This window comes from Flavobacterium aureirubrum (assembly GCF_038739835.1).
GTDB classification, from domain to species: domain Bacteria; phylum Bacteroidota; class Bacteroidia; order Flavobacteriales; family Flavobacteriaceae; genus Flavobacterium; species Flavobacterium aureirubrum.
Genome location: NZ_JBCGDO010000031.1, coordinates 1 through 18,441, shown reverse-complemented (window position 1 = coordinate 18,441; position 18,441 = coordinate 1). Strand labels below are relative to the sequence as shown.

Annotated in this window: 21 protein-coding genes and 1 pseudogene; 16 read left to right on the top strand and 6 right to left on the bottom strand. The window is 32.2% G+C overall.

Annotated features, from left to right (window positions below):
- Positions 1-19 precede the first annotated feature (19 nt).
- The 3 genes from WFZ85_RS14880 to WFZ85_RS14870 all read right to left on the bottom strand — a co-directional run bounded on the left by WFZ85_RS14880 (position 20) and on the right by WFZ85_RS14870 (position 1,582).
- Positions 20-211, bottom strand: coding sequence for a hypothetical protein (locus tag WFZ85_RS14880; protein WP_342697066.1), 192 nt, complete (start codon positions 209-211; stop codon positions 20-22).
- Positions 212-305: 94 nt separating this feature from the next.
- Complete coding sequence (locus tag WFZ85_RS14875) at positions 306-443, bottom strand: hypothetical protein (protein ID WP_342697065.1); 138 nt, start codon at positions 441-443, stop codon at positions 306-308.
- A complete protein-coding gene (locus WFZ85_RS14870; protein WP_342697064.1) occupies positions 413-1,582 on the bottom strand; it encodes an IS1182 family transposase in 1,170 nt (389 codons plus the stop codon). Before WFZ85_RS14870 ends, WFZ85_RS14875 begins: the two co-directional genes overlap by 31 nt.
- Before the next feature lie 288 nt (positions 1,583-1,870).
- On the opposite strand from WFZ85_RS14870, the gene WFZ85_RS14865 reads away from it, so the two are divergent.
- From WFZ85_RS14865 to WFZ85_RS14825, 9 genes are all read left to right on the top strand, one after another.
- Positions 1,871-3,583, top strand: a complete 1,713-nt coding sequence (locus WFZ85_RS14865) for a T9SS type A sorting domain-containing protein (RefSeq protein ID WP_342697063.1) — start codon at positions 1,871-1,873, stop codon at positions 3,581-3,583.
- Between the two features lie 6 nt (positions 3,584-3,589).
- The gene (locus WFZ85_RS14860; RefSeq protein WP_342697062.1) at positions 3,590-5,149 is read left to right on the top strand and encodes an amidohydrolase family protein; all 1,560 of its coding nucleotides are present in this window, start codon (positions 3,590-3,592) and stop codon (positions 5,147-5,149) included.
- 217 nt (positions 5,150-5,366) lie between these two features.
- Positions 5,367-5,633, top strand: a complete 267-nt coding sequence (locus WFZ85_RS14855) for a transposase (RefSeq protein WP_342697061.1) — start codon at positions 5,367-5,369, stop codon at positions 5,631-5,633.
- A 32-nt stretch (positions 5,634-5,665) separates the two neighbouring features.
- A complete protein-coding gene (locus WFZ85_RS14850; protein WP_342697067.1) occupies positions 5,666-6,511 on the top strand; it encodes an IS3 family transposase in 846 nt (281 codons plus the stop codon).
- Positions 6,512-6,908: 397 nt separating this feature from the next.
- Positions 6,909-7,097, top strand: a complete 189-nt coding sequence (locus tag WFZ85_RS14845; protein WP_342697060.1) for a hypothetical protein — start codon at positions 6,909-6,911, stop codon at positions 7,095-7,097.
- Positions 7,098-7,153: 56 nt separating this feature from the next.
- Positions 7,154-7,456, top strand: coding sequence for a TraB/GumN family protein (locus WFZ85_RS14840; RefSeq protein WP_342697059.1), 303 nt, complete (start codon positions 7,154-7,156; stop codon positions 7,454-7,456).
- A 42-nt stretch (positions 7,457-7,498) separates the two neighbouring features.
- On the top strand, positions 7,499-7,984 hold the full coding sequence (locus WFZ85_RS14835) for a TraB/GumN family protein (protein ID WP_342697058.1): 486 nt from the start codon (positions 7,499-7,501) through the stop codon (positions 7,982-7,984).
- Positions 7,985-8,419: 435 nt separating this feature from the next.
- Positions 8,420-9,499, top strand: a complete 1,080-nt coding sequence (locus WFZ85_RS14830; protein ID WP_342697057.1) for a prenyltransferase/squalene oxidase repeat-containing protein — start codon at positions 8,420-8,422, stop codon at positions 9,497-9,499.
- Between the two features lie 138 nt (positions 9,500-9,637).
- Positions 9,638-9,844, top strand: coding sequence for a hypothetical protein (locus WFZ85_RS14825; protein ID WP_342697056.1), 207 nt, complete (start codon positions 9,638-9,640; stop codon positions 9,842-9,844).
- A 207-nt stretch (positions 9,845-10,051) separates the two neighbouring features.
- Here WFZ85_RS14825 and WFZ85_RS14820 read toward each other — a convergent pair whose 3' ends face one another.
- The gene (locus tag WFZ85_RS14820) at positions 10,052-10,732 is read right to left on the bottom strand and encodes a LytR/AlgR family response regulator transcription factor (protein ID WP_094411948.1); all 681 of its coding nucleotides are present in this window, start codon (positions 10,730-10,732) and stop codon (positions 10,052-10,054) included.
- A 25-nt stretch (positions 10,733-10,757) separates the two neighbouring features.
- A complete protein-coding gene (locus tag WFZ85_RS14815) occupies positions 10,758-11,726 on the bottom strand; it encodes a sensor histidine kinase (RefSeq protein ID WP_094411950.1) in 969 nt (322 codons plus the stop codon).
- Positions 11,727-11,934: 208 nt separating this feature from the next.
- Here WFZ85_RS14815 and WFZ85_RS14810 point away from each other — a divergent pair, with 208 nt between their 5' ends.
- On the top strand, positions 11,935-12,864 hold the full coding sequence (locus WFZ85_RS14810; RefSeq protein WP_342697055.1) for a hypothetical protein: 930 nt from the start codon (positions 11,935-11,937) through the stop codon (positions 12,862-12,864).
- A 382-nt stretch (positions 12,865-13,246) separates the two neighbouring features.
- On the opposite strand, the pseudogene WFZ85_RS14800 reads toward WFZ85_RS14810, so the two are convergent.
- A pseudogene (locus WFZ85_RS14800) lies at positions 13,247-13,348 on the bottom strand (transposase); the annotation flags it as partial.
- 386 nt (positions 13,349-13,734) lie between these two features.
- Here WFZ85_RS14800 and WFZ85_RS14795 point away from each other — a divergent pair.
- From WFZ85_RS14795 to WFZ85_RS14770, 6 genes are all read left to right on the top strand, one after another.
- Entirely contained in the window at positions 13,735-14,712 is a 978-nt protein-coding gene (locus tag WFZ85_RS14795; protein WP_342697054.1) for a CE1 family esterase, read from the top strand.
- A gap of 328 nt (positions 14,713-15,040) precedes the next feature.
- Positions 15,041-15,682: an NAD(P)-dependent oxidoreductase gene (locus WFZ85_RS14790; RefSeq protein ID WP_342697053.1), complete on the top strand. Its 642-nt coding sequence runs from the start codon at positions 15,041-15,043 to the stop codon at positions 15,680-15,682.
- Positions 15,683-15,725: 43 nt separating this feature from the next.
- Complete coding sequence (locus WFZ85_RS14785; RefSeq protein ID WP_342697052.1) at positions 15,726-16,502, top strand: alpha/beta fold hydrolase; 777 nt, start codon at positions 15,726-15,728, stop codon at positions 16,500-16,502.
- Positions 16,503-16,568: 66 nt separating this feature from the next.
- A complete protein-coding gene (locus WFZ85_RS14780; RefSeq protein WP_094486995.1) occupies positions 16,569-17,171 on the top strand; it encodes a DJ-1/PfpI family protein in 603 nt (200 codons plus the stop codon).
- Positions 17,164-17,643: a nitrobindin family protein gene (locus WFZ85_RS14775; protein WP_342697051.1), complete on the top strand. Its 480-nt coding sequence runs from the start codon at positions 17,164-17,166 to the stop codon at positions 17,641-17,643. The genes WFZ85_RS14780 and WFZ85_RS14775 overlap by 8 nt, the downstream gene beginning before the upstream one ends.
- Before the next feature lie 76 nt (positions 17,644-17,719).
- Positions 17,720-18,244, top strand: a complete 525-nt coding sequence (locus WFZ85_RS14770; RefSeq protein ID WP_342697050.1) for a 2'-5' RNA ligase family protein — start codon at positions 17,720-17,722, stop codon at positions 18,242-18,244.
- The last annotated feature ends 197 nt before the right edge of the window (positions 18,245-18,441 follow it).

The window sequence follows — 18,441 nt, the reverse complement described above, 5'->3', positions numbered from 1 at the left end:
AAACTGCTGTAAACGGGTTTTAAGCCATGCTGATTTTTGATTTACTTTGACTGGTTTTAAAAAGAATTGAGGCTAAAAACAGCTTTATATAGGTCGTTTTTATCAAAAGCAAACCTTTTCTCTTGTAAGGTGAGTTCCATGCTTTGAGTTTGGCTATTAAATCGGGCACACCAAGGATATTGATGCTGCGTTTGATGTTATACACCAGCATAATCAAACTGTGTTCGCCGTTTACTTTCTCTAATCCTATTAAATTGGTGTAATTGTATCCCCATTTTCGTTTGATGGTGCCAAAAATGTGCTCATTAATTTCTTGCCTCTTTCAGTACAGTTGTGGGTTGGCTTGGTAGCGCTGGTGGTTCTGTTCTACGCGTCGGCATATTGGCTTCTATCAATCTCTCGTCCGCCTTTTCTACTGGTGCACTGGCTTTTTTACTGGACACGTTTTGCAAGCTGGTGTGCGGTATTTTTGGTACATATAACCGCTTTCTTCGGTGCGACCTGTTTTCTTGTGCCAACTGCCTGTAGTGGTTAGCGTTTGTCCTTGCGGACAGGTGTAGGTGTTTTGTTCTTTATTATAGATAAACTTTGTTACAAAATACTCCGGTTGTGTACCGTTTTCGTTGCTCTTGCCTTGATCGGGTTGTGCAACAATGGTGGTAATATTGTTGTCCTTGCAGATTGCTATTTCTCTACCGTTGTGATAGCCTTTATCCACTAGCACCGTAAAAGTTTCTAAATTTAAGTTCTCTTTGGCTTCTAAAGCAATGTCCGAGAGTGCATTTTTATCATTTCTATTGATAGTGCGCGTTGCCACAACCAAGTTGTGTTTATCATCCACTGCCGCTTGAATATTATAAGACACTTCTACTACTTGCCCTTGAACCAAAAGTGCTCTAGCATCACAATCAGTAGTGCTCACTTGCGGTTCGCCACTGGTTTTGAGTTGCTCCTCCAGCAGTTCATATCTGATTTTATTTTGCTTTAAGCGTTCTATTTTTTGTTGAATATTAGTAACCGTTGTGCTGTTTTCTTGGGTGTCGTTTTGGTCTAAAGCGCTCAGATATTCTTGGGTTTTGGCTTCGATATACGCTAAGTGTTTGTCTATTTTCTTTTGATTAAAATTAGACTTCTTGCCATTGTGAGCTCTGGATTTTGTGCCGTCAATGGCAATGGTTTCGCCCGTAATTAATTCGGCGTCTTTTAAAAAACTAACAAACAGTTTGAAGAGTTGTTTTAGTGCTTTTGGGTTGTCTCTTCTAAAGTCGGCAATGCTATGATAATTAGGGCAAATAGCCTCTAAAAGCCATTGCAATTCAATATTGCGAAGACACTCTTTTTCTAATCGTCTCGAGGAACGAATACCGTTTAAATAACCATATAAATAGATTTTTAAAAATACCTTGGTATCAAAACTCGGGCGACCTTCGGTTTTTAAAACTCTGGGGGTAAATCCTATTTTCGCTAAGTCGATACTGTTGACAAAAGCATCTATAAATCGAACAGGATTCTCTTGACTGATGGTGTCTTCCAAACTCTGTAAACGAAGTTGATAACGGGAAATTCCTTGGATGTGTTGCATCTTTAAATATACAAAATAACTACACTCATTAGTAGGGTTTTGCTATATTTGATGATATAAACTGTGATGTTTTTTCACAGTATGACGTTAGTGGCAAACCTATTGGACGACTCTACAACAATTTAACAGACTACAAACGATGGAAAAACTGCCGACCCTTCGCAAAACAAAAAAGCTGCAACCTAACGCACAAGCCGATACAATTTGCAGCAAATTTTATTTTGCACGACAAACGATAAAAGTTACCCGCATGATTAAACCTTCTAACAAAATTTTAGTCATAGAATCATGAAAAAATTATTACAAATAATGCCTGGGGGCTTTATGCAAGTTAGACTGCAATCCATAATTTTATCACTAACTGCATATATAACAAGGGGTTATTCTCAGCAAATACCCTACTCATCAGCTATTCCAAACACTAACTTTTATTACCAAATGGTGGACACCATAGTAAGACAGGGACTCAGAAATGCAGGTTCTCCAGCTGACATATGGTTGGAAAACTATGCTCAATCTCTTTTTTCAAGTTTCGGACTTCAAAGTATCACTACCCAATCTATTCCAATTCAAAGTTGGCAAGTTAATTCGTGCAATCTGAAAGTAACATCTAATTCAGGAACACAAACCTTAAGTATATTCCCTCAATTATTTGTTGATTGGTCTGATACTCTAACGGGTTCTTTTATTCGTTTTGACAGCACTACGGCTTTGAACTCCGTTACAGGTAAAATTGTGATTGTAAATTACAAACTTGACCCATTTGCGCCTGCAGCATTTCAGCCTAATGTAGTTTATACATATGACCCTGATAACAATATTAATAACACCATACACCCGCAACCCATCCCGCACCGCTCCAATGCGGCTGGTGCAATTATCAGTCAAATTCTATCGCACCAACCCAAGGCAGTTATTTGTGTCTTAAATAATTTTTACAATACCGACAAACTTTGGGGCTTGTATTCTCGAACTGACAGTATATATGACATACCTTGCTTTTGGATGAGTCGCAACAATGGGCAAATTCTAAATACTGCTTTAAATAATGACCCTAATTCAACTTTGTCAGTACAATTTAATACGCAAGATAATCCTGTTAATACAAAAAATGTTTATGGCATTTTGCCCGGCAACTCTTCGCAATACATTGTTTTTAACTCACATCACGATGGACAATTTTATGGTGCCACAGAGGATGCAGCAGGCATTTCTTTAGTAGCTGCACAAGTTAAATATTGGTCGCAAGTGCCACAATCGCAACGACCATACAATATGGTTTTTTTGTGGGATGCAGCCCACTTAAAGCAAAGTGTAGGTTCTGAATTTTTTGTTGACAATACTCCAAGTATTATTAACCAAACCCTATTATGCTTCACTCTTGAAACTCCTTCTTTAGAAGGCAGAGTGCTTAATGGCAATCTGATAACACTGAACCGACCTGAACCAAGATGGTTTTACACATCCGACACTCTAAGTTTAAGAAGTTCTTTGTATCAGTTTGTGCAGCAAGAAGATTTAAGAAGAACCTATGTAGCCCCACCAACTTTAAATGGTCCCTCACCTATTGGGGACAGCCATGCCTTTTATGATGCAGGTATTCCTATTGTAGCTCATCTTTCTACACCTGTTTGGTATATGGCAGTAGCCGATATCACCGATAAGTTAGATACTGCGAGCATGAATAAAATTACCAGAACTGTTATTCGCATGATATGGAATATGCCAAACATTACAGGTATTCCAAGATTTGAGGAAAAGGGCCTAAAGATATTTCCGAATCCATCAAACTCTTTTGTAACGATTCAAGGTTTAAAGCCTGATTTTAAAGGAACTTATCGCATCATCAATTTAGCGGGTATTGAAATGAAACAGGGAAACATTGGTTCTTCTGATGCCGAGGTAATTCAAACATCCTTGCTACCAAATGGGATGTATCTGCTTATTGTAACAGATAAGAATGGTAGCAACTTTGCTGTAAATCGTTTAATCAAAAACTAATTCAACATGAAGTTCTTATACTCCTTACTATTTATCATTGCTTCGACAAATCTTAAAGCTCAATGTGTGATAGATTCGAGCATCATTGCAATTAATAACATTACTGTAATTCCAATGACGGACACCCTTACAGTTTTGAATAATAAAACCGTTATCATTCAAAACAAAGTCATTACACAAATTGGCGATACCAATTTGATTTCAATTCCTTCAACAGCATATGTAATCAATGGAAGTGGTAAATATCTTATTCCAGGCTTATGTGATATGCATGCTCATTTACTACAACGCAATGACGCCATTTTAGAATTAGCAAATGGTGTAACTACTGTATGCAATATGCACGGTGAGCCTTGGCATATAACTTTTCGTGACAGCATCAATGCTGGGCAGGTTTCAATGTACTCAAACAAAATTTCATCTCCTCGAATTTATACATCTGGACCTATAATGAATTATATGGGGCATCCGTTTTTTAACCCTCCTGCCATTCAAAATCAAACACAGGCAAATGCAAGTTTGCAAAGTCAGGATGCTATCGGTTATGATTTTTACAAAACATATACCTATCTAACTAATGGTGTTTTTAACGCTATTCAAAATCATGCAGTTACAAGTGGAAAATTTATCAAAGGACATGGTAATGATTGGATTGGTGCTGCCAACATCATCAATTCAAATCAAAAGTGCATTGAACATTTTTGGGGTTATTTGCCAAACAACACGCTTGACCCAATTGAGCAGGCATTAGAAGATAGCACGATCTCAAATGGCAAGTGGAATTGCCCGACACTGATTGTAAGATGGAACAAAGAACACATGGACTCCATCAGAGCTAATGAACCCTCTTATGTTCAGTATGCTTGTCCATCGTCATTATTGAATAATTGGAGAAACACTACATCAAATCCTCAGCAGTTTTCTAATGTTAATGAATACAAAAAACTACTAAAACGCCTTTATCAAAATAATGCAAAACTTATGCTTGGCACAGACAACATCACTCCTTATTCAGTGGCTGGGTTTGCCGTTCATCGTGAACTGGAAATTTATGTTGAAGCTGGATTAAGTCCACATCAGGCATTGACATTAGCTACGGCAAAACCTTATCAATTTTTACAAGAGTGTGGCTTCGGCAACAATGCTGGTACAATAACTATTGGCAAACGTGCTGACTTAGTAATATTGAATCAAAATCCGTTATTGAATATCAGCAATACACAAGCTATTTATGGGGTTATCGGGAATGGGAGTTATTATTCAACTTCATGTCTTCAAAGTTTGCTTTCAAATGTGGCTTGCAATAGCACAGTTGGCATCAATGAAATTCATGCAGATGAAGAAACATTGTTCGTTTATCCTAACCCTGCACAATCTATATTGAACATAAAAGGATTGCCTGAAAATGGTAAAGGCGAAATATGGGTTATCAATCAATTAGGTCAGATCATATTCAAATCAGCGTTCACATCACAACTTTCTATTGAATCAATTCCGACAGGATTCTATTACCTTTTAGCTTATGATGGACACACTTATTACAGTCAAAAATTTGTGAAGAAATAATTATGCATGTATTCTTTAGAAATATAGGTTTAGCGTTAGTTATTCTTTTGCCAAATGTTGTAAATGCTCAATCCTTCAATTCAACATTAGCTTCACTGCTGCAACAAAAATTAGACAGTATCCGTGCCGTGTTGTAGCCTTCCCCTTTTTGTAGCCTTCCCTAAAAATAGGACAGTTTTAAATTCAAATTTATTAATTTTAAATTTCAACTGTCAGAATGAAGAAAAACAATTTTACAGAAAGCCAAATTTTAAAGGCTTTAAAGGAAAATCAGCAAGGAATGACTGTTAGTGCTATTTCCAGAGATCTGGGTATTGATAAGAGTACTTTCTATTATTGGAAGAAGAAGCACTCAGGGATGGAACAGCATCAACTCAGCTGTCTTAAAGAGCTCGAAGAAGAAAATCGCAAACTAAAGCAGATGTATGCAGATGTCAGCCTTGATGTTACAATGTTAAAAGATATTCTTTCAAAAAAGTTTTAAAGCCTTCCGACAAGCAACACCGTGCCGAGTATCTGATTAAGATTTATCTGATTAGTATAGCTCGAGCCTGCAATGTTGTTGGTCTTGCCCGTTCGATGTGGTACTATCAAACCAAAAAAAATGATCTTGAGGTGATTGATAAACTAAGGGAATTGGCAGAGAATTACCCGACACGGGGATTTGATGAGTATTACAATAAGATTCGTCGTGAAGACTTACAATGGAATAGAAAACGAGTGCTGCGTGTTTACCGCAACATGAAGCTAAAATTGCGGCGCAAGCATAAAAAACGCATCATCACAAGGGTTAAAACGCCGCTTGAAACTCCCCAAATGTTGAATGAATGCTGGAGTATGGACTTTATGAGCGATGTACTCACAGATGGAAGGAAAGTACGGGTGTTCAATGTTATAGATGACTGCAACCGTGAAGCACTGGCAATTGATGCAGGATTAAACTATCCGGCAAGACAAGTAGTAGAAACGCTGGAGCAACTTGAACAAGAAGTTGGGTTACCTCAATATATCCGCTGTGATAATGGACCTGAATTCATATCTAAAACGTTCACAAATTGGTGTCAAAGCAAACATATCGAAATAAAATATACACAACCAGGAAAACCAATGCAGAACGGTTACGTGGAACGATTCAACAGATTCTATCGCGAAGACATTCTGGATGCATACTATTTTAATGATATCTACCAATTGAGAAAATTAAGTGAACACTGGCGAGAGGATTATAACCTGAACCATCCGCATGACTCATTAGGGAAGAAGACACCTAAAGAATTTAGGCCCAGATTTGATGATGAATTAAAATTAATCATCAAATCTGAGCGATATAACAATTATTTGTCGAATTTAGAGGTGTCCTAAAAAGGGGAAGGCTACAAAAGTACTTTATTAAAATGGTAAAAAAAATAAAATATTTTTTGTTAAATTAAGTATAATTCGTATGTTGGCTTTGAAGTTTAAGCTTAATTGCATTTAAGTTGTTGATTGTTGATAGAAGTGGGCTTTTATAAACAAGAAGCTAACAATAATTAAATTTTTTGAAATTATAAATTAGAAGGCAAACTATTTTTCGGATATGATATTTCTATAAAAAAGAGAATTTATAACTTACTATTATGTAAAAATTTAAAAATATTCAGTAGCTACGAATTGAAGGGAAAAGTGTAAAATAAACCTAAAGAAAAAATGAACACATAAGGAATAAAGTGTAAGCCGAAATAAAAAGGGCACTATATTTGTTTAACAAAAAAATCTAACAATGAATTTAGAAAATCAATTATTAGAAAAATTCCAGGTTGAAGAGCTTGAGAAAAGATATGAGTTTTCTTGGGTGAGTAGTGTTGAAGCAACCCCAACTACTATCTCTGAACCTAATCATGAAGATCCATTTGGAGGTCCTAATGAAATCTATTACGGAGGTTCTGTAATTATAAATTTAAATTTCTAATTAATTTAAGATACTCAAACAAAAGTTTAGTTTGAGTATCTTCTTAAAAAAAGTATATGAAAAAAATAATTTTTATTTTTATTTCACTATTTTTATCTAACTTACATTCTCAAGAAAATTCTATTTTTTGGAAAATTCAAAAAGACTCAACAGTTAGCTATATTTTAGGTACTAACCACATATTTGGTAAATCACTGATTGAAGAAGATGAAAAAATTCTTTCTGCTCTTAAAGCAAGTTCAATTGTTTTTTTAGAAAATATCGAATCTAAAGATTCAATTGTTAATAACAGGAGTGATTTTGATTTTATAGAAAAATTGACTGCCAATGAGAAAAAAACTTTTAAGAAAATATTTTAGAGCAATTCTAATTGTAAAAAGCTAACGAGTAGAGAATTATTATTGTTAACACAAAATTATTGGGACAAAACATCATGCTTAAACGGCGATTTTGATGATGACAAAATTTTTATGGATGCTTTCATAAGAAATTATGCTTTAAAAGAAAATAAAGAGGTGTTAGGCCTAGAGAAAATAAGTGAAACTTTGAATTACATCGAAACAGAATATTTAAAGGGAGCTGAAGAATCAAAAATTATTGCATCTCTAAGGTATAAATTAAATGAAATAAATAAGGGTTCAATAAGTAAAAATTGTGCTTATAATGAGCTATATAAAGAAAAAAAATGTAAATTTAATTTTGATATTGAAGTTTTTGACGGTCTAATATATACAAGAAACAAAAATTGGTTTATTAAAATTCAAGAAACTTTAGAGTCAAATAAATCTATTTTTATTGCAGTTGGTTTAGCACATCTAGATTTTAAAACTGGGTTAATTTCAATGTTACAAGAGAAAGGATATATTGTTACACCTGTAAATCTTTAATTCTATGAAATATTTAGTCTTTAGCTTCTTTTATTGCTTTGTTGCTTATTCACAAACAAAAGATTCAATAAACGCAAAAAAAATAAAAAACCTTTACAGTTTTAACAAGTCGTTAGATTCCATAGCTCTAATAAAACCGAATTTTAATTATAAATTCAGGTCAAATGATATTACAGAATTTTCAATTTATGATCGTAATTCGAAATTAAATGACATCTATTACTTCTCACAAGATTCGCTTTATTATTCAAAGAGTGTGAACGTAAATATAAATCAATTCGTAAAAAGGGATTCATTTAATCCAAACGGGGTAAATGATTTAAGAGCAGGTATAATTATAGGTTCAATAAATACCGTCTTTAAGAGTATTTTTAAATAATTGATTTACAAAAAACAAAATCCTTCAGATTGAAATTTCATTCGTATATTCAAAGCTTGTCTATTTCTCAAAATTTTAAGGATATAATTTTGGATAGTAATTTTATCAAGAACAATCCTGAATTCTATCAAAATTATCCATCACTATTTTCAAATGCCTTTTCGATTAATGAAGATTACTTAGATTTTCTTGATATTTCTGGTTACTTATACTACCAATCAACAATTTACACAGATAGTTTGATTGATGAAAAAGATATTTCAAAATTTCTTTTAATTACAATTTGTCAAGAGGAAAGTATAAAGATTTTAAGCAAGTTTTATGGTTTAGAGGATAATTTTTGGAAACTTTGGAACCAAAGACGGAATGAGTATTTTCAAGCAGTATATATAGAAAAAGAACTTTACAAAAAAGAGGTTGTCACTATTGAAGAGTTTGAAATTTTGGCGGATCAAAAATCGGCATTTGGTAAAGTAGCAATTGATTGTTTATATAGTTTAGACAAAAAGAGTAAAAATTTATACCAAAAACTATTGCTGTCTCATAAATACTTCTCTGTTGCCTTTCAACTTAATGATGATATTCAAGATTTTAAAAATGATTTTCAGAAAGGGCAATTCAATTGGGCAATTTACCTTTTAAAACAAGAAAATTTAGAAAGTCAAAACCCGGATGTCTTACAAAAATATCTTTATATAAGAGGCGTTTCCAAAAAAATATATATGTTAGCAATTGACTATTGTGACAAATCTTTAGATGTTATTAAAGATATAGATGTTCCAAGTTGGAAAAAAGTAATAGCTGACACTAAAAAGGCTTTGATATCTTCTATTTTAGAGATAGACAACTATATTGAATTGTTAACCTCAGAAATAATTTTATCTAATAAACCTTTACTTCAAAACAATTTAGATAAAAGTTTATCTAAGGCAATAGAATATATAAAAACGAAGCAACAAGATAATGGCAGTTGGAGAGAATATGTTAATCAAGGCGGTATAAGTAATATTTGGGGAACTGCTTTTATTACTTCAAAGTTATCAGAATCTCAGATTTTGAAATCAAGTTGTAAAGAAGAAATATCAAAGGCATTAAGTTTCTTAAGTCTAAACACTACAAAATCATTGTGGGGCTAAAATACTTCTTGGATTGAAGATGCAGATTCAACGAACTTCGTTCTTTTATCGCTTATTCATAACAATCTCAAGATAGAAAATCATATAGTAGAAAAATGGTTATTATATCAAACTAAGAGTGGAGGTTTTACAACTTATTTGGATAAGAACTATTTATTATCTGCTCTTGATGATAGAAGTATTTCTAATGTAGATGGATGGCTATCTATTCATAATTGTGTAAGTGCAGTAAGTTTTTATTTTTTAGCACAACAAAATAAAAATAGTAATCCGTTCAAATTAATCAAAAAGTATTTTGATGAAGAAATTGAATATAATATAAACATTATTGTTACTCCTTTGTAAAAATTATTTATTCATTATATCGAAACAGAACATGTAAAGGTTTACAAATTAAAGTGAAAATTAAAATAGCCTAAAAGAGCATAATGTTTAAAGAGTAGATTATCTAAATGTATAAAATTATCATTCAACTTGAATTAATTCATAATGAAACACAAAATGATTTACATAACGAAAACAAACTTGAACAAATGAAACATTAAATGTAAATTATAAATTCAGCTTATATCGGTTACCTAGAGGTACAGAATAATTATCCAAGCAAACGGCATTGGATAAAATGTTAGTTATTTTTGATTTTGAAATTATATATGATCGATGAACTCTAATAAAATTGTGATCGGACACCTTTATTTCAATTTTTGAAAGAGGTTCTGAGCATAAAATTTCGCGATTTTGCAAAAATAATTTAGTGTAATTTCCAAAAGATTTAAAGTAATAAATAGAATTGATATCAAATCGCTTAATGTCTTTATCAACTTTAATTAGGAGGTATGGCAATTCTCCACTATCGGATTTAATTAACCTATCAGATTTTAAATTGTAAAAACACTTTTGTACAGCAATAACAAATCTTTCAAAAGAAAAAGGTTTCAAAAGATAGTCTATAACACCCAAATCATAGCCCGTTAAAGCATATTTATCATAAGCGGTTGTAAATACGACTAAGGGTTTGTTGTGTAATATTTTTAATAACTCAACCCCAGTCATGTCTGGCATTTCAATATCTAAAAAAATTATATCAATAGACTCTTTAGAAGTAATTTCAATTACTTGAATTGCATTGTAACACTCTGCAACTAATTTTAGACTTGGTATATTATCAATAAATTTTTTCAATATTTCTCTTGACGGTTTTTCGTCATCCACTACGATACATTTAAATGACATTTTTATGCTGTTTACATTAAGATTGTTAAAAAGGTATCTTCAAATAAACACTGAATAATTCAGATGTTGAATCAATAATCAATTGATGATTTGGAATTAACTTCTCAAGCCTTTTTTTTGTATTTGCAATTCCAATACCTGTTGATTGCAGAATTTTACTATTGGTATTATTTTTTGTGTTTTTAATTTCAAAACAAAGAAACGCTTGGTTAACCATAATAGTTATATCTATTTCTAATTTTTCATTATAGTTTGCTCCACCGTGTTTGAATGCATTCTCAATAAATGGTATTAAAAGCATAGGAGGTAAGGTTTGATCTTGTATTTGTACATTTTTAAAAAATGAAATTTTAATATGGTCAGAAAATCTAATTTTTTCAAAATTTAAATAATCTTCTATAAAGTTTAGCTCATCAGTAGCCAGTACTTTTTCTTTTTCTATACTTGTAAATATATACCGCATCATTGTACCTAGACTAACGATTAGATTTGGCAAAATAGTTGCATTTGTCATTGAGGCATTGTACAAGATGTTAAGCGTATTAAAAAAAAAATGTGGATTTAGGTGTTCTTTTAAAAGTTTTAACTCTATACTATCATGTAGTTCTTTTAATCGAATATTTTCTAAATACGTATTTCTATAAAAGTGTAAAAAGGAAGTAATTATCACAAATAATAGATTGAAAATAAAACTATTTATAAAGTTATTGCAAAATATACTTTCGGTATAGCTTATGATAGCTATGCTGATTAAAATCAGAATAAAATATAAAATATATTTTTTCCTTTTGTATAATGGTAGCAATAAGTATCTATTGGTATATACAGATAAACACAAGGAAATAAATAGAATTAACGAATTTCTGTAATAGTCAACCGGTAGAGGTTGATCAACAATTAAGCTTGGATATATTAATAAAGCCAATACCGAAAACCAAAAAAGTAAATGAAGCAATAAGCCTCTTTGAAAAATAGTAGTGTTAGCTATTGTCATTTGTTATTTGTAAAATTTTATTAATGAACTAAATATTTATTATTCATTCATAGTTACCCCAAAAGTAAAGGATGTTTTTATCATTATCATATAACAAGACTTTTTTTGTCACTTTTTCATCATTTATTCATCATTTTGTATTGATTCTATTACCAATCACTTTTTTTTATCAATACGTTTGTGTCAAATAACATTAAAACATTTAATTATGAAAACAAAAATAACAATCCTAGTAACTTTTTTAATTGTTAATTTTTTAAACGCACAAAAAAATAATTTTTCAAAAAATATTGTTGGATTATGGAAAATATCAGAAAAATCAACAGAAGTTTATTTCTTTGATTTAGTAGAGAATTATAAAAAGTCAGATGCGGCATTAGTAGCTCAATTAGAAAGCCAAAAACAGTCACTGATTACATCATTCATTCCTGAAATTCGATATCAGTTTGACGAAGATTTTTCTTTAAGCATTATTACGCCTCAAGGATCTCAAAAGGGAACTTGGCAAATTTCATCTGATCAAAAAGAATTATCCTTAGCATTTATCAGAACAACAAAATATAAAATAGAAATTCTAACTTCTTCTGTATTTTCAATTACTACGGAATTTGGGAAAACTATTTCTTTTGAAAAAGTTAAAGAAGAAAAATCAAAATCAAACATTGATAAAGAATTAAATGATATTGATTTGACAGCATCAAAAAAAGAAATACAAATTCTTATAGATGACTTCAAAAATGCCATTAAAAGTAAAGACTCAATTGCTTTAACAAATCTTTTTTACAATAAAAAAGTTGTATGGATTTCTGTTGCACATGACAAGTCTTTTGAATATGGAAAAAGGTTAGATCCTAATGCGAAAGAAATAGAGCAGAGTGGAGCTTATGAGCTATTGAATGATCCGCAACTTAAAGATATTGGATTAGAAGAAAAATTTTATAACGTTAACATCTTTACTGACGGAAAGTTAGCTACTGTTGTTTTTGATTATAAGTTTATAATGGGTTCTACAACTACAAATTGGGGCGCAGAATCTTGGCAATTAGTAAAAACAGATAACACTTGGAAAATTTATAGTTTAATTTATACTTATAATTTTTTGAATATTAAACCACTTCCTGATAACATGAAAGAATAATTTCTTTGAAATTTAGTTTTTAATTTATGTTTAACCCGTTGGGTGAAATTAAATTAATTGATTTTTGATGTTATTTATTGGTCTATCAAAGATAAATTTGTTGATATATTGAACCAGAGTTAATGCTGTTTTTTTGGGTGTCGTTTTGGTCTAATGCCGTGAGGTATTCTTGGGTTTTGGCTTCGATATACGCTAAGTGTTTATCTATTTTCTTTTGGTTAAAGTTGGATTTCTTTCCGTTGTGTGCTCTGGATTTTGTAACATCAATTGCGATGATTTCGCCAGCTATGAATTCGGCATCTTTTAAAAAGGATACAAACAGTTTGAAGAGTTGTTTTAGTGCTTTTGGGTTGTCTCTTCTAAAGTCGGCAATGCTATGATAATTAGGGCAAATAGCCTCTAAAAGCCATTGCAATTCAATATTGCGAAGACACTCTTTTTCTAATCGTCTCGAACTACGAATACCGTTTAAATAACCATACAAATAGATTTTTAAAAATACCTTGGTATCAAAACTTGGGCGACCTTCGGTTTTTAAAACTCTTGGCGTAAATCCTATTTTCTCTAAATCGATAAGGTTAACGAAAGCATCTATAATCCCGACGCTTCGGGAGAACAGGATTGTCCTGACTAATAGTGTCTTCTAGACTGCTTACTTGCAGTTGGTTGCGAGCTATTCCTTGTATATGTTGCATCGTTAAAGGTAAAAAAACTATAACTTTCGTACAACTATTTTACTATATTTGGTGCAAGGATTGTGGAAGTTTTTTCACAGTCTGACGTTGTGTGCTATTTCACAAAAATGTACCAAGATTAAACCTATCAATGAAAATAATATCTAACAAAGTATAACTATCAAAATAAAAAAATATGAAAAGAACATTTTTATTATTTGTCGTAATTTTTACCCTTGGTTGTAACAAGGATAACGACAATCAAAATCCTAATGTTATTCCTTACCAAGAAGGTTTGACAACAAATTATATAACAATTAACAACATTACCAGAAAATATTTAGTTTATAGACCAACAGGAATGACTGCTGTAAATGCTGTTGTAACAGTTTTACACGGTGGTGGTGGTACAGGATTAGGAGTTTCAAACCTTGGCGAGCATCCGCTTTCTGTTTTCAGAACACTTGCAGACATCGATAAATTCTTAGTAGTATATCCTGAAGGTTCGCCTGATAACCTAGGAAATCCTGGTTGGAATGATTGTAGAAGTGATGATATTTCCGGCAGTCAAGGTGACGATGTTACGTTTTTGAAGCAATTAAATGCAAAACTAATGGCTGAGTTGAATATCAACTCATCAAAAATGTATTTGACAGGTGGAAGTAATGGAGCTTTAATGACTTTTTCTTATGCTTTTCAATTTCCAGAAACAATTAAGGCAATAGCTGTGGGTAGTGGCAATTTACCTGAGTTTCCTGAAAGTGGAATTTGCACAAATGGCTCCACACTTCCCATTCCAATTTTGCTAACACATGGAACAAGTGACCCAGCAATGCCAGCAAATGGTGGATGTGTTGCTAATGTAGGTGGAAATTGTAATCGTGGAAAAGTAATTTCGCAGTCAGCGACTTTAAGTTATTGGTTACAAAGAAACGGTTTGCAAAATGTCACACCAACAACTTCAACATTTGACCTTAACACTAGCGATGCAGGAAACGTAGAAAAAAGAATATATAATGGTGCAAATCCATTAGTTTATTACATATTAAATAATGCAGGACATCAAGCTCCAAGCAAAACAGTATTTTCCAATTCGTCTCCTGCACAAGGTGTACAAAACCGAGATATTGAATTTGCGGAAGAAGTTTGGAACTTTTTTAAGGGTCTTCAATAAAAACAGCATACAATAGCGGTTTAGCAAAATGGCGGGTTTAGTACTAAATTGAAAGTAAGTGCTTCTAAATCTGCTACTTCGTCAAGCGGCATTACGATACTTTACTGAAAGTTTTTTTATTTTATGAGAAAGTGTTAATAGAGTTAGTTTTCTGTTTTTAACATTATTTGGAAATATAAATCATTTCATTCACAATTCTAAACGAATAGACATTACTAATTAATTTATTTTCAGAGGATATTGTAACAGACAGCATTCCAAAAAATTCATTTTTTTACACTTATATTAGAAAACGATTTTGTTTAACAAATGAAATTTAATATTACATATGAAAGTAGTCATTTTTGGTGCCAGTGGTTTTTCGGGGCGCGCAATTCTAAAAAAAGCTTTATCTCAAGATTATCAGGTAACCATTCTTGTTCGAAATAGGAATTCCATTCCAATGAAAGCTAGTAATCTTATAATAGTTGAAGGAAATGTACTTGACAGAAATACAGTTGACGCAATCATACAAAATCAAGATGTCGTAATTCAATGTTTGGGCATTGGCGGAAAAGGTAACGGAAAACAATCCACTTTTATATCAGATGCTACCAAAATAATAGTAGATGAAATGGAGAAAAGCAACGTGAAAAGACTTGTTGTGATGAGCAATATTGGTGCTGGTAATAGTGTTGCTTTTCAGCCTTGGTTCTTCAACAAAATTATTCTCCCTTATTTCATGAAATGGTTGAAAGTAATCATTGATGACAAGAACCGCATGGAGCCGGTAATAATGAATAGCCAATTGGACTGGACCATTGTTCGATGCCCAAATATTGTTGATAAACCTGCGAAAGAAAATAGTAAAGCAACTATTGATGGTAAAGGGTTAAAGCTATCAATAACATTAGAAGATATGGCAGCTTTCATTGTTGAGCAAATTACAGATAAAACATTTTCAAAACAAGCCCCTTCAATTAGCAACTAAAATAAATTTTTTTCTCATTGTAATCCTTTCTTTGTTATCAATTATGAATACTTATGCACAACCAAAATATATAACTACAAATATCGGGAGGATAGCCGTTTATATAAAAGAAAACACTTTTGATAAAGTGCCAATTATATTTCTTCATGGGGTATATTTTGACCATCAATTATGGGACAGCCAAATTAAAGAAATAAACGACCGTACAGTAATTTCTATTGATATGCCTTTTCATGGAAATAGCAGAGAGATTATAAAAACGAATTGGACTATGACTGACTGTTCAAACATGCTAATTGAGATTTTAGACAGTTTGAAAATATCCAAAGTCATTGCTTTTGGTCATTCCTGGGGTAGTATGACTATTTTGAGAGCAGCACACAAATATCCAGAACGTTTTGCGTCAATAGGGTTTTGTAATATGCCATTTCAAGCAGCCTCAAAAAAGCGAAAGGCTACCTTTGGCCTACAACATTCCATTTTAGTATTACGAAATTTTTATACAAAACAAGCCGCAAAAGCCTTATTTGGAAAAGTATCATTAAAAGAAAATGCATCTTTGATAAATCAGCTCCAACGCCCAATGAGTATCTTATCAAATAAGCAAGTTAAGCAAATCGACAAAGTTGTTATTTTGGATGCTATTGATGCAACGGATTTAATCAAAACACTAAAAGTTAAAGCCTTAGCTTTAAAAGGAGTAGAGGATTATGTGCCAACACCGCCCAATATTGAAACTATTGTTATTGAGGGTGGACATATTAGCCCCCTAGAAAAACCGTATGAAGTTTCTAAAATACTTGAGAGACTTTTACAATAATTACCGTTTTTAAGAGTTCATTGAGTATGTAAACTTATTAGAAATTAAAAAAATTAAAATCAAATTATGAAGAAAGCAGTAATCATTACATTTGATCAATTTACCGATATAGATGTCTTTTTGCCTTGGGACTTACTTAATCGCGTTAAATTAATAGATAAGGAATTTCAAGTGAAACTACTAGGTACCACTTATTCACATGTATCCGTTAGCGGAATCGATTTAAAAACACATGGCTTTATAGAAGAAGCCAATGAAGCGGATTTTGTATTTTTTGCGAGTGGACCAGGAACAAGAGATGTTATTAAAGATAAGACGTATCTTGGGCGTTTTCAATTGAATCCTGAAAAACAAATTATTGCTTCTATGTGTTCTGGGGCTCTGATTATAGCAGCACTTGGTCACTTAAAAGGACTCTCTGCAACAACTTATCCAACAGCATTTGAAGCATTAAGAAATTACGAAGTTGAGGTTATTGAAGATACTCATTTAGTAACTCATGAATCTATTGGAACAGCAGCCGGTTGTTTGGCCGCAGTTGATTTAATCGCATGGGCTATTACAAAAATGTATGATAAAAAAATCAGTGATGCGGTAACTGCTTCAGTACTGCCCATAGGACAAGGACAAGCTTGTATGTACCCACAAAACAACCTGGCTAATGGATAATTTAAAAACTACTAAACTTCACTTTCTTTTGGGTGAATGGCATGGAAATGGAAAAGGTCAGTTTCCTACCATCAGTTCGTTTGAATACACCGAAATCTTAACGTTTAAAATGGATGGCGCCAATGATCTCATTCATTACGAACAACGTACTTGGTTAAAGCCGAATCACACACCGTCCCATTGGGAAAGTGGTTTTATAAAACCTGTTGAAGGAAAAGAAAATGTTTTTGAAATTTCAAACGCACAAGATAGTGGTCGTGTAGAGGTTTTGATAGGTGAACTAGTAACTGAACATGGAAAGCATATTTTGCATTTTAAAATGAAGCTTTTACAAAACGATCCTCGAGTAATCAGTAGCGAACGAATTTTTACCATCTCCAATCAAAATTTATCTTATATCAAAAAAATGGCAACACAAAACACACCCGACCATCAGCAACATTTAGAGGCAGAACTATTTAAAATAGTTTGATTTTTAGAATGAGCGATTGTAAAAAATAATAAGTTATAGGGCATTTTAAAATAAACCGTTAAAAACAGACAAATAGATGGCATACTTAGTATTAGCATATCCAGAACTGACAAATGAAAATTTTGACAGAATTCAAAGTTATCGCAAGGACAATGACGAACTATTTTTCAACGTAGTCAATCCTCATTTTACGATTGTTTTTCCAGTGTTTGACATTTCAGAAGAAGAATTTACTAAAGAAGTAAAAGACAAATCTGCGAATTCGGTAAAATTTGACTTTATTATTCGTTGTGCAACAATTAATAAAGATGCTTTTAGTGACTATTTTCATACTTTCTTAGTGCCGGACGAAGGATTCAGTAGAATAGTGAAACTTCACGACAAACTTTATAGCGATAAACTCAAAGAGAACTTGCGACTTGACCTTGATTTTGTACCTCACATAGGAATCGGAAATTCACAAGACAGATATAAATGCAAGAAAATGGTTGACGAATGGAATAAGAAGGAGTTTGAGTTACGAGGTACAATTTCACGGCTGACAATTGTAAGATATGAAGGCGATGTAGTAACGACAATTGAAGAAATTAAACTTAAATAAAGAAAAACGCTCTATAATAGCGGTAACTGTTGCACAACCTCAATAAAAAACTAAAATTTTAAAATATTTGTAAAAAGTAACCTCTTTAGAAGCTATTTTAAGGAGGTTAGTTTTTTAGTTATAATTCAAAGTTGTAAAACTTGGAGTGCTTACAAACGAGTTTTTTAAGTCTAAAAAGACTGATTTTATAAAAGCCA

What these genes read in the sequence shown, in the direction of transcription:
- WFZ85_RS14845 (WP_342697060.1), top strand. Translation starts at nt 6,909, where the DNA reads ATGAATTTAGAAAATCAATTATTAGAAAAATTCCAGGTTGAAGAGCTT.
- WFZ85_RS14840 (WP_342697059.1), top strand. Translation starts at nt 7,154, where the DNA reads ATGAAAAAAATAATTTTTATTTTTATTTCACTATTTTTATCTAACTTA.
- WFZ85_RS14775 (WP_342697051.1), top strand. Translation starts at nt 17,164, where the DNA reads ATGGATAATTTAAAAACTACTAAACTTCACTTTCTTTTGGGTGAATGG.
- WFZ85_RS14820 (WP_094411948.1), bottom strand. Translation starts at nt 10,732, where the DNA reads ATGTCATTTAAATGTATCGTAGTGGATGACGAAAAACCGTCAAGAGAA.
- WFZ85_RS14795 (WP_342697054.1), top strand. Translation starts at nt 13,735, where the DNA reads ATGAAAAGAACATTTTTATTATTTGTCGTAATTTTTACCCTTGGTTGT.
- WFZ85_RS14865 (WP_342697063.1), top strand. Translation starts at nt 1,871, where the DNA reads ATGAAAAAATTATTACAAATAATGCCTGGGGGCTTTATGCAAGTTAGA.
- WFZ85_RS14780 (WP_094486995.1), top strand. Translation starts at nt 16,569, where the DNA reads ATGAAGAAAGCAGTAATCATTACATTTGATCAATTTACCGATATAGAT.
- WFZ85_RS14770 (WP_342697050.1), top strand. Translation starts at nt 17,720, where the DNA reads ATGGCATACTTAGTATTAGCATATCCAGAACTGACAAATGAAAATTTT.
- WFZ85_RS14880 (WP_342697066.1), bottom strand. Translation starts at nt 211, where the DNA reads ATGCTGGTGTATAACATCAAACGCAGCATCAATATCCTTGGTGTGCCC.
- WFZ85_RS14785 (WP_342697052.1), top strand. Translation starts at nt 15,726, where the DNA reads ATGAATACTTATGCACAACCAAAATATATAACTACAAATATCGGGAGG.
- WFZ85_RS14860 (WP_342697062.1), top strand. Translation starts at nt 3,590, where the DNA reads ATGAAGTTCTTATACTCCTTACTATTTATCATTGCTTCGACAAATCTT.
- WFZ85_RS14855 (WP_342697061.1), top strand. Translation starts at nt 5,367, where the DNA reads ATGAAGAAAAACAATTTTACAGAAAGCCAAATTTTAAAGGCTTTAAAG.
- WFZ85_RS14790 (WP_342697053.1), top strand. Translation starts at nt 15,041, where the DNA reads ATGAAAGTAGTCATTTTTGGTGCCAGTGGTTTTTCGGGGCGCGCAATT.
- WFZ85_RS14810 (WP_342697055.1), top strand. Translation starts at nt 11,935, where the DNA reads ATGAAAACAAAAATAACAATCCTAGTAACTTTTTTAATTGTTAATTTT.
- WFZ85_RS14815 (WP_094411950.1), bottom strand. Translation starts at nt 11,726, where the DNA reads ATGACAATAGCTAACACTACTATTTTTCAAAGAGGCTTATTGCTTCAT.
- WFZ85_RS14870 (WP_342697064.1), bottom strand. Translation starts at nt 1,582, where the DNA reads ATGCAACACATCCAAGGAATTTCCCGTTATCAACTTCGTTTACAGAGT.